Origin of the sequence: Aeromicrobium sp., from assembly GCF_036675695.1 — a bacterium.
Classification (GTDB): Bacteria; Actinomycetota; Actinomycetes; order Propionibacteriales; family Nocardioidaceae; genus Aeromicrobium.
This window is the reverse complement of record NZ_JAKFEL010000151.1, coordinates 24,750-39,097: the sequence shown is the minus strand read 5'-3', so window position 1 is coordinate 39,097 and position 14,348 is coordinate 24,750. Positions and strand designations below refer to the sequence as shown.

Sequence of the window (14,348 nt, the reverse complement as noted above, 5' to 3'; positions counted from 1 at the left end):
GCCTGGGCACATAGACTTCCCTCAGCACTCACCGCTCCTCGAAGGGTCGTTCATGGCAACTCGCGCGCAGCTGTCTCAGGAGCGCAGCCGGCTGCGACGCGACGAGCTCCTCAACGCAGCGATCGAGCTGTTCGCCGAGGGCGGCTCCCGCGCCGTCACGCACCGTGCGGTCTCCCTGCGCGCCGGACTGCCGTCAGCAACGACGACGTACTACTTCGAGTCGATCGACGAGCTCATCAAGGAAGCCCTCGGTGCTCACATCGACCAGTGGACTGCTGACCTGGAGGCGCTGTCCAAGGTCGATGTCGACGTCGACGTGAGCCTGGATGACGCGGCCGGGTTCATCACGATGGTGTTCGCAGCCCGTGGGCCCGAAGTTGCTGCAGTTGAACTGTCGATCTTCCTCGCCGCAGCCCGGCAACCCGAGCTGCGCGATCAAGCGGCTCGAGCCATGCGGGCGTTCGAGTCATTGGCTGGCTCAGTGCTCACCCGGGTCGGCATCGACGCCCCCGCCGAGCTCGCCGCTGCGATCGTCGCGCTCATTGGCGGCACCGCGCTGCGGCGACAGTCGGGTCTCTACAGCGAAGAGGCGGAGGCTCGCCTGCTCACTGCAGCGATTCGCAACCTGGTGGCAGCGCATGCTCTCGGTCCAGCAGGCGTTGACCACAAGCTCGCCGAGCTCCGCAAGGACCAGCCTTGACCGTCACGCTGGGCACGCTTGAGCTCGGTCCGCTCGATCTGGAACTGCTCGCCGACCCTGTTGCTGCCGCCTTGGCGCTGCTGCCCGACGTCGCGGCTCACTCACATACCGTCGCGATCGACCCGGATCTGGCCGACACCGCTGCGCTCGCCTCCGAGCACGGCATTCCTCCGGAGGTCTCGGCCAACTGCGTCGTGGTGCTCGGCAAGCGCGGCGGAGAGCAACGTCCAGCTGCCTGCGTCGTGCTGGCGCACACCCGCGCCGACGTCAACGGACTCGTACGCCGCACGATCGACGTACGAAAGCTCTCGTTCGCCCCACAGGATTGGGCGGTCTCCGAGACCGGCATGGAATACGGCGGCATCACTCCCGTCGGCCTCCCGGACGGATGGCCCCTCCTGGTGGATTCCAGGGTCGTCGAACAGCCATGGGTGCTGATCGGCAGTGGCTTGCGGCGATCCAAGCTCGCTCTGCCCGGTGCATCGCTGGCCGCGCTCCCCCATGCCGTGGTTCTCGAGAACCTCGGCATCCCCGCGAGCTAGACCGGAGGCACCTCGGACGGCGCCGGGCGCTGGCTCAGCGCCAGCCATACGACGGCAGCAAGTACGAGAGCAGCGCCGATCGCCTGGACGGTCGACAGCGACTCAGAGAGCAGCCAGGTGGCAAGACCGACGGTGACGACAGGCTCGAGTGTCGACAGCACTGACGTCGAGGTAGGACCGAGCAGTCGCAGTCCGGCGAAGAACGCGAGAATCGCCATCACGGTGCAGACCAGCGCAATCGCGGCCAGCGACGACCAACCCGTGGCGGACTCAGGGAACGAAGCTGCGCGACCAGTCGCAGCGAGTACGGCGACGATCACGCCCGAAACGAACGCAGCGGCGACACACACGACCGTCGAGACTGCAATGGCGTCCAGTCCGCGAGTCACGACCGAGCCAACCGTGATGTAGATCGAGTAGATGACGGCAGCGCCGATACCCAGCGCGATGCCGAGAGGTTTGCCCGTGCCTCCGCCGACGACGAGGAACGTGCCCGCGAGGGCGAGCGTCAACGCCAACGCCGTCACCAGTCCGATGCGTTCGTGCAGGAACACCGCCGCGAGGATCGCGACGAACGCGGGAAAGAGATAGAGCAACAGCGCGACCAGGCTGGCCTGTGCGTGTTCAAGCGCAAGGAAATAGCAGTAGGCCTGACCGACGTAGCCGATCCCGCCCATTGCAGCGACCGGCAGGCAGTCACGCACCGACGGGACCGCAATTCCCCGTACGCGCATGAACGCGACCAGGATCAGCGCGGCAGCGGTGAACCGTACGAAGATCAGCGCCGGCGTGCTCGTGCCATCGTCCTGCGCCCAGACTCCGAAGATCGCCATCGACCCAAACGCAGCCGAGGACAACGCAACCAGCAGCGCCCCGACCATGCGTTCGGACATGACGTCAGTGGAATCTCTGCTTAGTGAAAAAAGTGTCGGGTGCCGGTGACGTACATCGTCACGCCGGCAGCGTTCGCTGCCTCGATCACCGAGTCGTCACGGATCGATCCACCGGGCTGAACGATCGCGCGTACGCCAGCAGCCATCAAGATCTCCGGACCGTCTGGGAACGGGAAGAACGCGTCGGACGCAGCAACCGAGCCCGCAGCGCGCTCGGCTCCGGCCCGCTCCACGGCAAGCTTGCAGGAATCGACACGGTTGACCTGGCCCATGCCGACGCCCACCGAGGCGCCTTCCTTGGCCAGCAAGATCGCGTTCGACTTCACGGCTCGGCACGCGGTCCACGCAAACTCGAGGTCGGCGAGCGTGGCTTCATCCGCAGGCTCGCCGGCCACCAAAGTCCAGGTCGAAGACGCGTCACCCTCAGCATCCACCCGGTCGACCTTCTGGAGCAGCACGCCGCCACTCACCGGACGCAGCTCAACTGGCGAGCGACCGGCTTCGACCGGCACCTGGAGGATGCGGATGTTCTTCTTGGCCTGGAGCACGTCAAGCGCGCCCGGCTCGTAGTCCGGAGCCACGATGACCTCAGTGAAGACCTCCGCGACCTGCTCAGCCATCGCAACTGTGACCGGGCGATTGGCGGCAATGACACCACCAAAGGCCGAGACAGGGTCACAGGCGTGTGCCCGGGCATGCGCTTCGCCGACATCAGTGCCGACAGCGATCCCGCAGGGGTTGGCATGCTTGATGATCGCCACCGCCGGCGCGTCAAAGTCACCAACCGCGCGTCGCGCAGCGTCCGTGTCGACGTAGTTGTTGTAGCTCATCTCCTTGCCGTGCAGCTGCACGGCATTGGCCAGTCCGCCGCGACCGGACGTGTAGAGCGCCGCGGGCTGGTGCAGGTTCTCGCCGTACCGAAGAACCGCCGACCGCTCCCAGGTCGCGCCAAGGAAGTCCGGGAAGACAGAGTCGGTCGGCTGTACGTACGCCGACGCAAACCACGAGGCGACCGCGACGTCGTATGCAGCGGTGTGAGCGAACGCTTGGGCAGCGAGCTGCTTGCGCTGTTCGAGTGTGAATCCTCCGGCGGCGAGCGCTTCGCGGAGCGAGTCGTACTGGGCTGTCGAGGTGACAACGGCGACGCTGGGGTGGTTCTTGGCAGCGGCTCGAACCATCGACGGTCCGCCGATGTCGATCTGCTCGACGCACTCGTCGGGCGTCGCTCCGGACGCAACGGTCTCGGTAAACGGATAGAGGTTCACGATCACGATGTCGAACGGCTCGATGCCGAGGTCGGCGAGCTGTGACACATGTGAGTCGAGACGCAGATCAGCCAGGATGCCGGCGTGTACGCGCGGGTGCAGGGTCTTGACCCGACCGTCGAGGCACTCGGGGAACTCCGTCAACTGCTCGACAGGAGTGACCGGCACGCCCGCCGACTCGATGGTCTTGGCGGTCGAACCGGTCGATACGATTGCAACACCAGCGGCGTGAAGATCGCGGGCGAGCTCCTCGAGACCGGTCTTGTCATAGACCGAGATCAGGGCACGCTTGAGGGGACGGGTTGTCATGTGGGGGCTCCTCCGAGGCGCACGGCCCGGTCATCGATGTGGAAGTCCGAACGGGCCAGCGCGCCGACCCATTCGACGAGCATGGTCCGCTCGCTGGTCTTGATGCGTTTGTGCAGCGTCTCTTCGTCGTCATCGTCGAGCACAGGCACTGCAACCTGAGCCACGATCGGTCCGGTGTCGACTCCCTCGTCGACGATGAACAGCGTCGCGCCGGTGACCTTGACGCCGTACGCGAGCGCATCGCGCGGCCCATGCATGCCCGGGAAGGCAGGCGAGAGCGCCGGGTGGGTGTTGAGGGTTCGGCCGCCGAAACGGGCGAGAAACGCAGGGCCGGTCAGCTTCATGAATCCGGCCAGCACGACGAGATCCGGTCCATGTGCAGCAACAGCCTCGGCGAGGGCGACGTCCCAGGCCGCGCGATCGGCGTACGACTTCGTCTCGAGGACGAAGGTCTCGATGCCGTGCTTCTCAGCGCGCTCGAGAGCGCGGATGTCAGTGCGGTCCGCACCGACCGCGACAATCTCGACGCCGTAGTCAGGTCGGGTCGACGCGTCGATCAGGGCTTGGAGATTTGTCCCGCTTCCAGAGACGAGGACCACGACTCGTGCTGGTGACTTCGGGCTTCGTGGCACGCTCCCCACGATAGTGGCCGAGCACTGCGCCAAGTGCGCCGCCCAACGCCATCACGGGAACAGCGACCAGAAGCGGGGTCAGAGTCGGCGGTCCGGCGTCGGCCATGCGGCCCGGCCCGATCGCGCCACCCGACACGGCGATCAGAAGTCCCAGCGCCAGCCCGGCGACTCCCCCGGCCGCCGCACCCAGGCCTACGCGGGTGAGCAGGTCTTCGCGGTCACGCACCTCGACCCGCCATCCGGCGATCATGCCCGCGAGAAGCGGGATGAGGCCGAGCAGGAACACCCAGTCCGCGAACTGCCCCGGCGCTGGAAGCGCGGCGAAGATCGGCAGACCGGGAACCTCACCCAGCTGAGCGCCCGTCAGGTCCACGCTGGTGTCGGTGCCCAGGGCGAAGCCAGGGCCGATCAGAGCGGAAGCGGTCCACAGGATGAGGGTCGGTATCGCCAGCAGACACCCGACTGCGAGAGCCAAGCCGCCACCGAATCCCGGATCGAGCACGGCCCAAAGGTCGCCCGCGCGCGAAACGTGAAGGACCAGCAGCGCCAACACGATCGTCGCGGACGACGCCAGCACAGCGATGATCGCTGGCACTGATGCGCGGACGACGGCGCGGGCATCGACATTGGAGGTCGGCCAGAGATCAGCTGTGGCCTTGTGGCGGGTGGCCGCACCCAATGCCGCGCCGATACCACCAACGATGAATGCGCCAATTGCTGCACGGACTGCTGAGGTATGGATGTCGCCGGCGTTGGACACAGCCGACGCGATGCCGGCGATTAGACCCGAAGCGCCAGCCGTCGATGCCGCAAAGGCAGGGAGCTCAACCGGATCGACGACGACCCAGTGCGTGGTCGCCGCCACGATCGCGATGCACAGCAGAGTCGCGCCCAAGGGAACGAGCCCCAGCGAAACCTCACCTGTGTCCAACCCCGACCCCAGCGAGACCAACCACGTACGGGCAGACGATCGGGCAAATCCAGAAAACGACAAGTCAGCTGATCCGCGGGCCGCCAGGACGAACAGGGCCGAGACGGCGAGCGACCCCACCGCCGAAAGGATCGCCGTCAGGAAGGCGGGCCGCAAGAAGGACGGCGTGGACGGCTCGGGCACCACTTCATCCTGCCTGTAAAGTTGCGGCGTTGTAGACAGGCACGCCCGGGACGAGGAGGCTGGACATGACTCGCGTCGACGAGTTCAACAGCTTCTACACCTCAACCTTCTCCCAGGCCCTCGAGGTCACGTACGCCGTCACCGGTGACCGTCACGTAGCCTTCGAATCAACCGTCGACGCCTACCGTCGCGCCTGGCGTGACTGGTCCAAGATCCGCGCAGGCAACCCGCTCGCATACGTACGCAACGAAGCCTGGAAGCTGACCGGCCTGAGCCGAGGCACCCACCCGCTGCGCCGCAAGCACGAAGAAGACAGCGACACGCAGCTCCTCGACGCACTCGGCGAGATGAACGTCACCGACCGTCGCCTGATCGTGCTGATGACCCTCGGCAACACCGACCTCGAAGAGGCATCGCAGGAGGTCAACCTGCCCGCCGAGGAAGGCATCGAGAGCGTCACCAACGCTCTGGCAACACTCGAGGCGAAGCTCGGCCAGTCAATCGACGAGATCGAGCGCCGTATGCACGGGCTCGGCACGGCGACCGACGCGTTCGAGGAGCCGACCCCTGCCAAGATCCGCAAGGCGGCGAAGCGTGGCCGGCAGCGCAACACGGTGATTCTGGTCGCGGCATCCGTGGCTCTCGCGATCGGCGGCGGATTCATCGTCACCGAGGGTGACGCCCTCGACAGCCGCGCCTCACTCCCCTATCGCGAAAAGATCGGTGCGGAGCGACCAGACGTCGTCCTCGACGCTGAGAACATTGACACCGGCAACCTGCTGACCCTGACGCAGGTCGGCCAGCTGGACCCGCGGAGTGTGTGGTCCGTCGAGAACACTGATGAGAACATCGACAACACGACGCCCTATGCGACCTGTCCGGTCAAGCGGTTTGCGGACACCGATCCTCTCAAGGTCCTGGTTCGCACCTACACCGCGAACGGTCAGGACAAGGAGCGGGTTGCGCAGGCCATTGAGGTCTCGCGCAGCACCAAGATCGCCGACGCTGCCTACCGCCGCCTGGTGCGTTGGTACTCCGACTGCCAGCACCCCCGCGTACAGCTGGTCGACTCCTACTCGGTAAAGCGACCGGCCGGCGACTTCCAGATCCTGCTCCTGCGCTCACACTCGACTCCGGTACGTACGTTCACCGTCGGCTTCAGCCACTCAGGCAATGTCACCAGCACCCTTGTCCATGAGGTCGATGGCACCGTCGGACCGAGGATCGGGGCCTTCGCCCGTACGCTCAACAACGCCGTGTCACGCCTGTGCGCCGACACCGGTGGCAACTGCACAGACGAAATCGCCGTCACTCGTACCGAGCCGCCGAGAACTTCGCAGGACCCTGCGTTCCTCGGCATCGTGGATCTTCCACCGATCGCTCAGATCGATCGCGTCTGGGTTGGCGTCGAGGCGTTCTCCGCTGCCAAGGTCAACCCGGCTGCCACAGGATGCGATCGAGCCGATTTCTCAGCGATCAAGACCGCGAAGTCCAAGCTGTTCGTCATCCCCCAAGCCAGGGAGCTGCCCAAGGAGTTCGGCGTCGCCGAGACGATTGGCCGGTTCCCGAGCGAGAAGCTTGCCAAGGAATTCGTCAAGACCATCAGCGACCGGGTCAACGAGTGTGGGGTCAAGAACCTGACCGCCAAGGTCGACCAGCGCGACTCGTTCAGGACCGGCCAGTACTCCGGCAAGACGTGGCGCATCAGCCTCGAGGTCACCAAGGGCCAGCGCATCATCTTCCGCGGCGCAATCATCAGGCGCGGCTCCGACGTCGCCCAGGTGACGTTCACACCATCAGGGAAGTTCGACGTTTCATCCAAGGTGTTCAAGGCCGTCGCTGCCCGCGCCGGCGCACGACTGCGCTTCGCCGAATAGCAAGAACCCCTCTCCCGCCAGGCGGAAGAGGGGCCCTCGTCACATGTACCTCAGAGACTCTCGAGGCTAGATGTCCTTCAGGATGGCTCGCATCAGCTCAGCCGTCTCGGACGGCGTCTTGCCGACCTTGACGCCCGCAGCTTCGAGGGCTTCCTTCTTGCCCTGCGCCGTTCCCGCACCGTCGGAGACGATTGCGCCAGCGTGGCCCATCGTCTTGCCCTCGGGAGCCGTGAAGCCTGCGACGTAGCCGACGACCGGCTTCGTGACGTGCTCCTTGATGTACGCGGCTGCCTTCTCCTCGGCGTCGCCACCGATCTCGCCGATCATGACGATCGCCTTGGTCTCGGGGTCAGCTTCGAATGCCTCGAGCGCATCGATGTGCGTCGTACCGATGATCGGGTCACCACCGATGCCGATCGCGGTCGAGAAGCCGAAGTCGCGCAGCTCGAACATCATCTGGTAGGTCAGCGTGCCCGACTTGGAGACGAGACCGATCGGTCCACTCCCGGCGATGTTCGCCGGCGTGATGCCCGCGAGCGCCTCGCCCGGCGTGATGATGCCCGGGCAGTTGGGACCAATGATCCGCGTCTTCTTGCCCTGGGCGTAGGCCCAGAACTCGGCGCTGTCCTGGATCGGGACACCTTCGGTGATGATCACCAATAGACCGATCTCAGCGTCAATCGCTTCGACAACAGCGTCCTTGGTGAATGCCGGAGGCACGAAAACGACCGACACATCAGCGCCAGTCTTCTCGATGGCCTCGGAAACCGATCCGAAGACCGGCAGCTCGACCTTGGTGCCCGACGCGTCGATGTGCTCGACGGTCGTGCCGGCCTTGCGGGCGTTGACGCCACCGACGACCTGGGTGCCAGCCGCGAGCATGCGAGCGGTGTGCTTGGAGCCCTCGCCGCCGGTGATGCCCTGGACGATGACCTTTGAGTCCTTGTTGAGGAAAATCGACATACTCAGACTCCTTCGTGTGCGAACTGTGCAGCCTTGTCGGCCGCACCGTCCATCGTCTCGACCTGGGTCACGAGCGGGTGGTTGAGCTCGTTCAGGATGGCGCGGCCCTCGTCGACGTTATTTCCGTCGAGACGTACGACCAGCGGCTTCGTGGCGGCGTCGCCGAGCAGCTCGAGAGCGCCCTTGATGCCGTTGGCGACCGCATCACACGAGGTGATGCCGCCGAACACGTTCACGAATACCGACTTGACCTGCTCGTCACCCAGGATGACGTCAAGGCCGTCGGCCATGACCTGCGCCGAGGCGCCTCCACCGATGTCGAGGAAGTTGGCGGGCTTGACGCCGCCGTGCTTCTCACCGGCGTATGCCACGACGTCGAGCGTGCTCATGACGAGCCCCGCACCGTTGCCGATGATGCCGACCTGACCATCAAGCTTGACGTAGTTGAGGCCCTTGGCCTTCGCCTTTGCCTCGAGCGGGTCAGCTTCCTCGTGGATCACGAAGTCCTCGTGCTCGGGGTGACGAACCTCGGAGGCGTTGTCGTCAAGCGACACCTTGCCGTCGAGAGCTTCGAGCTTGTCACCCTCCAGGCGTGCCAGCGGGTTGACCTCGACGAGCGTGGCGTCTTCTTCGACGAAGACCTTCCACAGCGCCTGGACCATGACAACAGCCTGGTCGGCGAGCTCGGCGGGGAACTTGACCTCTTCGACGATCGCGCGGGCCTTCGCCTCGTCGACACCGGTGCCGGCGTCGATCGGGATCTGGCGCACTGCCTCGGGGTTGGTCTTCGCGACCTCTTCGATCTCGACACCACCCTCGACGCTGGCAATGCAGAGGTAGCTGCGGTTCGAACGGTCCAGCAGGAACGAGAAGTAGTACTCCTCGACCGGCGGAGTCGCCGGGGTCACCAGAACGCGGTTGACGGGCAGGTCCTTGATCGTGAGCGCGAGGATGTTGGTCGCGTGCTCGAATGCCTCGTCGGGCGTCTTGGCGATCTTGACGCCGCCGGCCTTGCCGCGACCTCCTGCCTTGACCTGAGCCTTGACGACGGTCACGCCGCCGAGCTGCTCAGCGGCAGCCTTGGCTTCCTCTGGCGTCTGTACGACGATGCCGAGCGTCGTCGTGACGCCATGCTTGGCGAAGAGTTCCTTCGCCTGATATTCCATCAAATCCACGGTGTGTCCGTCCTTTGTTGACGTCCTGATTGGCTCAGACTGTTCGACTCAGAATGGGGCCGACGACAGAAAAATTGAGCGTGGCGACTCTACCCGCTCAAAGGAGGTCCTGACGTGTCAGGTCGGTCACACCGGCTGCGACTGTCAGGCGTACGTGCTGGGCGCCGAGCTGCTCGCGAACGGACTCCAGTGCCGTCAGGTCGACGTCGCCGCACACCACGACCTCGTCTGCATCCTCGGCCAAGGCCGTCCTGATGAGTTGTTCAGCGGACTGTCCTCCGCCGACGAGAATGACCTCCCGACCCGCATCCCGCAGAGTCCGGGCAACTGCCTGCGCGTCCTCGCCCTCTCCCACGGCACCAACCACGATGCGTCGTCTGGTCATGTCCGGCATCGTCGCACGTGATCCTGCACGGCGCGTCCGGTCCCGCTCGTGGAGCGTGAACGTCGTCACACAATGTCGACAATTCCCGCGGGGCGAACAACAAATGTGTGGATTCGGTTTCGTCCGAACCAGCGATTGGGCTAGGCTCGTCGAGTCCTGCTGTCCCCTTTCGGAGGTTTTTTGCGTGTCTTCGTCTGCGCCTAAACGCCGACTGGATGTACGCCAGGAGACCCCCAAGCGGGCTTCGAGCGGCAAGCGGGTCGCCGAAAGGCGCCGAGCTCGCAAGCGCTCCCTTCGACTCACCCCAGCCATGGCCGGCGCATTCGCGCTGATCATGGCTGGTTTTGGTTCCGCCGTCGTTGGTGGTCACGTCGACGACTCGACACTGTCGGCCGGCGACTACCAAACGATCTCCGAGACCTACACCGGCGACGACGTCAACAGCGTTGACGTCAGCCGTGACTTCGACCGCAAGCTCGACGAGCAGGGCAAGATCCAGGCCGACCAGATGTTGATCGCCCTCGCCGACCAGAACAAGATCCTCAAAAATGCCGAAGCTGCGGCGAAGAAGAACCAGTGGGTACTGCCGGTCACCGGCTACCACCTCTCGGCACGCTTCGGTCAGCGCAGCGGCCTCTGGTCACGCATGCACACGGGCCTCGACTTCGCCGGACCCTCAGGATCGGCCATCAGCTCCGTTGCCGCTGGCACAGTCAAGTCCACGGGCTACGAAGGCGCATACGGCAACCGCACGATCGTCACGCTCATCGACGGCACGGACGTCTGGTACTGCCACCAGAGCCGCATCGCTGTCAGCGTCGGCGACAAGGTCAGCCCGGGCCAAGTCATCGGCTACACCGGCTCTACCGGCAACGTCACCGGCCCGCACCTGCACCTCGAAGTACACCCGGGTGGCGGCGGACCCGTCGACCCCTACGCAGTACTCGTTCAGCACGGCATTCGCCCGTAGCTCCTCCCCGCGATTTGTGACGCCCACGGCGTTACCCCACGTTGATAGCGCCCACAGCGTCACATTTCGCACGGCTTTGTCCACAGGTCGAAGCCGGTATGTGGTTGCCCGCGCATAGCGACAGCACTGTGAGAGGTATGCCGCGTCATCCTCGAATCCCTGCCGAACTTCATGACCGCGTGTTCACCTCGGCCCAGGCCTCCGAGCACGGCGTCACTTCGTCGATGCTGCGAGGTCCTGCCTTCGTAGCGGTCCACCACGGCGTATGGCGACTCACCACGACCGAACTGACCTTCGAACTAGCAGTGCGCGCTGCAGCTCTAGCTCTCCCACCTGGATCGGCCGCGAGCCACGTGACGGCACTGCAATGGATGGGCGTCATGATCGGCAGTCCCAGCCCTGTCCATTTCTCAACCACCTCAACAGCGCAAACCCGCAACGACGTGGTGCTGCACCGTCGGCTTGGGCGCACGTCTCCGCTGTCAAGGAATGGAGTCGCAGTTCTGGGACCGGACCGATCGTTCGTCGACAGCGGCACTCTGCTGAGCGTTCGCAGCCTGGTCCAAGCCGGAGACTGGCTCGTCCGGGCCGGACACACCACGGTGGATCGACTCATCGACTACACGATGGCGTCCCATCTTGACGGCGTGATCCGCGCCCACGAGGCAGCACTGCTCGTTCGCGAACGAGTCGACTCCCCGCGGGAGAGCGACGCAAGACTCCTGATTGCCACGGCGGGACTCCCGGAGCCAGAACCCAACATCGATATCACCACCGAGGCGGGTGAATGGCTAGCGCGAGGCGACCTCGTACTCCCGGCATACCGGATCGTGGTCGAGCACGATGGCTGGGTCCACGAGCGGAACGCCGAGCAGCGACAGAAGGACCACCTTCGCCGCGAGCGCATCGAGGCAGCCGGCTGGACCCTGATTGTGGTGACTATCGCCGACTTCGAGCAGCCAACGTCTATCGTCGCCCGGATCGTCGAAGCCCTGCTACGCCGCGGCTACACCGGACCGCCGCCTGAGCTGGGCCGCAAGTGGCACCAAATCGCCCGCGATTTGTGACACCCACGGCGCTACCCGGCGCGTTTAACGCCGTGGGTGTCACAAATCGCGGGGATTAGAGCTTTTCGACCGGCGCGTAGCGGAGCAGCAGTCGCTTGACTCCCTGCGACCCGAAGTCGACCGATGCCTGGGCCTTGTCGCCCTGACCGTCGACCGCCACCACGGTGCCGAGTCCGAAGCTGTCGTGCGACACCCGATCTCCAGGCTCCAGCGAAACGACCTCACGCGTCGCTCGCTTGGAGCGCGCGGCGACATTGGTCGACCGGAACGTCGACTGCGACGTGACGGAAGGACTGCTGGGCGTCCACTGGGTTGGCGACGACGCAACCCGACGCCAATCGACCAGTGCCTCGGGCAACTCATCGAGGAAGCGGGACGCCGGATTGTAGGACGGGGCACCCCACGCGGCACGCGTCTGGGCGCGAGTGACGTAGAGACGTGTGCGCGCTCGGGTGATGCCGACGTACGCGAGTCGGCGCTCCTCCTCGAGCTCGGTGTTGTCGGCGAGCGAGCGCATGTGCGGGAAGACGCCATCCTCGAGACCGGTGAGGAACACGACCGGGAACTCGAGCCCCTTGGCCGTATGAAGCGTCATCAGCGTGACGACACCGTCGCCTTCGTCGGGGATCTGGTCGGCGTCAGCCACCAAGGCAACTTGCTCAAGGAAGGCCGCGAGGGATCCCGGTGCGAGGTCCGCCGCAGCGTCGGCAACCGCTTCCGAGTCTGCGTCGTCGTCGAGCGTGCTGGCGCCGACGACGAACTCTCGCGCCACCGCAACAAGCTCGGCGAGGTTCTCGACCCGCGTCTCATCCTGCGGATCGGTGCTCTGCTCAAGGGCGTTGAGATAGCCGCTGCGAGTCAATGCGGCCTCGAGCACGGCATCGGCGGGTGCTCCGCTCTCGGCCATCGCCATGAGCTCCGACATGGTCTGGGTGAACGTCTGGATCGCGTTGAGGGAGCGCGTCGCAAGATCATCGGCTTCGTTGGCGCGGGTCATCGCCTCCCAGAAGCTGATCTCGTGACGATCGGCCAGACGCTGGATTGCCGCCTCAGCCCGATCGCCGATGCCGCGCTTGGGCTCGTTGAGGATGCGGCGGAGCGACACGGCATCGCGCGGATTGATGAGCACGCGTACATATGCGAGCGCGTCCTTGATCTCTTTGCGCTCGTAGAACCTGACTCCGCCGACCACGCGATAGGGCAGTCCAACTCGGATGAAGACTTCTTCGAACACTCGGCTCTGAGCGTTGGTGCGATAGAAGATCGCGACATCCTTGGCGGCGGCGTCACCCGCGTCGCTCAGCTTGTCGATCTCCTCGGCGATGAACTGCGCCTCGTCGCGCTCGTCGTCGCCGACATAACCGACGATCTTCTCGCCGTCACCCTCGGCGGACCACAGCTGCTTGTCCTTGCGGCCGGCGTTGCGACTGATGACCGCGTTGGCGGCCGACAGGATCGTCTGGGTCGATCGATAGTTCTGCTCGAGCAGGATCGTCGAGGCATTGGGGAAGTCATCCTCGAACTCGAGGATGTTGCGGATGTTGGCACCACGGAACGCATAGATCGACTGGTCCGAGTCGCCGACGACCAACAGGTCGGAATCGGCGTCGGTCAGCTCCTTGATCAGCTGGTATTGCGCATGGTTGGTGTCTTGGTATTCGTCGACCAAGATGTGCCGGAAGCGACGACGGTAGGTCTCGGCAACATCGGGCCAGCCCTGGAACAGGTGGACTGTGTTCATGATCAGGTCGTCGAAGTCCATCGCGTTGGCAGCGCGGAGCCTCGCCTGATAGGTCGTGTAGGCCTCGGCGTAGAGCTCCTCGGTCGGGTTGACCGCCTTGCTTCCCGCTGCCTCGTGGTCGATGAGCTCGTTCTTGAGGTTGGAGATCCAGTTGAGCACGGCTCGCGGGTTGACCCGCTTGGGGTCGAGATCCATGTCGCGGCACACCTGGGTCATGAGCCGGCGCTGATCGGCCGAGTCGTAGATCGTGAACGTCGACGTGAACCCGAACTTCGTCGCCTCGCGCCGCAGGATGCGTACGCAGGCGGAGTGGAACGTCGAAACCCACATCATGCGAGCTCGGGGGCCGACGAGCTCGGCGACTCTTTCGCGCATCTCAGCAGCGGCCTTGTTGGTGAACGTGATCGCCAGGATCGACCCGGGATGCGCTCCACGAGCCGCGATCAACCACGCCACGCGGCGGGTGAGAACGCGCGTCTTGCCTGAGCCGGCACCCGCCACCACGAGCAGCGGGCCACCTGGATGTGACACCGCATCGCGCTGCGCGTCGTTGAGTCCGTCGAGCAGGATGTCGGAGCGCGCGCGCTTCTTTTCGGCCTCCTGGGCAGACTTCTTCTCCGCGGTTTGGGGCACGGGGAATGGCGATGTCATCAGGCCCTCCAGCCTAGTTGCCGCTGCAGACATCGGCCCCGTCGGGCAGCACGCGACAATGGGC

The 14,348-nt window shown here is 65.1% G+C and carries 13 protein-coding genes; 5 read left to right on the top strand and 8 right to left on the bottom strand.

What is annotated here, in order from left to right:
* The first annotated feature begins 52 nt into the window (after window positions 1–52).
* A complete protein-coding gene (locus V6M39_RS09905) occupies window positions 53–700 on the top strand; it encodes a TetR/AcrR family transcriptional regulator (protein WP_332643657.1) in 648 nt (215 codons plus the stop codon).
* Complete coding sequence (locus V6M39_RS09900; RefSeq protein WP_332643656.1) at window positions 697–1,242, top strand: YbaK/EbsC family protein; 546 nt, start codon at window positions 697–699, stop codon at window positions 1,240–1,242. The genes V6M39_RS09905 and V6M39_RS09900 overlap by 4 nt, the downstream gene beginning before the upstream one ends.
* On the opposite strand, the gene V6M39_RS09895 is transcribed toward V6M39_RS09900, so the two are convergent.
* From V6M39_RS09895 to V6M39_RS09880, 4 genes are read right to left on the bottom strand one after another with little or no spacing between them, the layout of a single operon-like run.
* Window positions 1,239–2,135 (bottom strand): DMT family transporter, encoded by an 897-nt coding sequence (locus V6M39_RS09895; protein ID WP_332643655.1) that lies wholly within the window; start codon window positions 2,133–2,135, stop codon window positions 1,239–1,241. The genes V6M39_RS09900 and V6M39_RS09895 overlap by 4 nt on opposite strands.
* Before the next feature lie 20 nt (window positions 2,136–2,155).
* A complete protein-coding gene (purH, locus tag V6M39_RS09890) occupies window positions 2,156–3,709 on the bottom strand; it encodes a bifunctional phosphoribosylaminoimidazolecarboxamide formyltransferase/IMP cyclohydrolase (protein WP_332643654.1) in 1,554 nt (517 codons plus the stop codon).
* Window positions 3,706–4,308, bottom strand: coding sequence for a phosphoribosylglycinamide formyltransferase (gene purN, locus V6M39_RS09885; protein ID WP_332643653.1), 603 nt, complete (start codon window positions 4,306–4,308; stop codon window positions 3,706–3,708). Before purN ends, purH begins: the two co-directional genes overlap by 4 nt.
* Window positions 4,244–5,455, bottom strand: a complete 1,212-nt coding sequence (locus V6M39_RS09880) for a cell division protein PerM (protein ID WP_332643652.1) — start codon at window positions 5,453–5,455, stop codon at window positions 4,244–4,246. The genes purN and V6M39_RS09880 overlap by 65 nt, the downstream gene beginning before the upstream one ends.
* 65 nt (window positions 5,456–5,520) lie before the next feature.
* Between V6M39_RS09880 and V6M39_RS09875 the strand changes: the two genes are divergently transcribed.
* The gene (locus V6M39_RS09875; protein ID WP_332643651.1) at window positions 5,521–7,332 is read left to right on the top strand and encodes a hypothetical protein; all 1,812 of its coding nucleotides are present in this window, start codon (window positions 5,521–5,523) and stop codon (window positions 7,330–7,332) included.
* Between the two features lie 66 nt (window positions 7,333–7,398).
* Here the strand turns inward: V6M39_RS09875 and sucD are convergent, their stop codons facing one another.
* The 3 genes from sucD to V6M39_RS09860 form a co-directional block, all read right to left on the bottom strand.
* The gene (gene sucD / locus V6M39_RS09870; protein ID WP_332643650.1) at window positions 7,399–8,295 is read right to left on the bottom strand and encodes a succinate--CoA ligase subunit alpha; all 897 of its coding nucleotides are present in this window, start codon (window positions 8,293–8,295) and stop codon (window positions 7,399–7,401) included.
* Between the two features lie 2 nt (window positions 8,296–8,297).
* Window positions 8,298–9,470, bottom strand: a complete 1,173-nt coding sequence (gene sucC, locus V6M39_RS09865; RefSeq protein ID WP_332643649.1) for an ADP-forming succinate--CoA ligase subunit beta — start codon at window positions 9,468–9,470, stop codon at window positions 8,298–8,300.
* A gap of 97 nt (window positions 9,471–9,567) precedes the next feature.
* On the bottom strand, window positions 9,568–9,855 hold the full coding sequence (locus V6M39_RS09860) for a hypothetical protein (protein ID WP_332643648.1): 288 nt from the start codon (window positions 9,853–9,855) through the stop codon (window positions 9,568–9,570).
* A 310-nt stretch (window positions 9,856–10,165) separates the two neighbouring features.
* On the opposite strand from V6M39_RS09860, the gene V6M39_RS09855 reads away from it, so the two are divergent.
* Window positions 10,166–10,825 carry a M23 family metallopeptidase gene (locus V6M39_RS09855; RefSeq protein ID WP_332643647.1) on the top strand — a complete coding sequence of 220 codons (660 nt, stop codon included), beginning with the start codon at window positions 10,166–10,168 and terminating at the stop codon, window positions 10,823–10,825.
* 137 nt (window positions 10,826–10,962) lie between these two features.
* Entirely contained in the window at window positions 10,963–11,892 is a 930-nt protein-coding gene (locus tag V6M39_RS09850) for a hypothetical protein (RefSeq protein WP_332643646.1), read from the top strand.
* Window positions 11,893–11,947: 55 nt separating this feature from the next.
* Here V6M39_RS09850 and pcrA read toward each other — a convergent pair whose 3' ends face one another.
* Window positions 11,948–14,284: a DNA helicase PcrA gene (gene pcrA / locus V6M39_RS09845; protein ID WP_332643645.1), complete on the bottom strand. Its 2,337-nt coding sequence runs from the start codon at window positions 14,282–14,284 to the stop codon at window positions 11,948–11,950.
* Between the last annotated feature and the right edge of the window lie 64 nt (window positions 14,285–14,348).

Bases quoted from the DNA above. Each gene is read 5' to 3' on its own strand.
- V6M39_RS09850 (WP_332643646.1), top strand. From the start codon at position 10,963: ATGCCGCGTCATCCTCGAATCCCTGCCGAACTTCATGACCGCGTGTTC.
- V6M39_RS09895 (WP_332643655.1), bottom strand. From the start codon at position 2,135: ATGTCCGAACGCATGGTCGGGGCGCTGCTGGTTGCGTTGTCCTCGGCT.
- V6M39_RS09905 (WP_332643657.1), top strand. From the start codon at position 53: ATGGCAACTCGCGCGCAGCTGTCTCAGGAGCGCAGCCGGCTGCGACGC.
- V6M39_RS09860 (WP_332643648.1), bottom strand. From the start codon at position 9,855: ATGACCAGACGACGCATCGTGGTTGGTGCCGTGGGAGAGGGCGAGGAC.
- V6M39_RS09855 (WP_332643647.1), top strand. From the start codon at position 10,166: ATGGCCGGCGCATTCGCGCTGATCATGGCTGGTTTTGGTTCCGCCGTC.
- sucD (WP_332643650.1), bottom strand. From the start codon at position 8,295: ATGTCGATTTTCCTCAACAAGGACTCAAAGGTCATCGTCCAGGGCATC.
- pcrA (WP_332643645.1), bottom strand. From the start codon at position 14,284: ATGACATCGCCATTCCCCGTGCCCCAAACCGCGGAGAAGAAGTCTGCC.
- V6M39_RS09875 (WP_332643651.1), top strand. From the start codon at position 5,521: ATGACTCGCGTCGACGAGTTCAACAGCTTCTACACCTCAACCTTCTCC.
- purH (WP_332643654.1), bottom strand. From the start codon at position 3,709: ATGACAACCCGTCCCCTCAAGCGTGCCCTGATCTCGGTCTATGACAAG.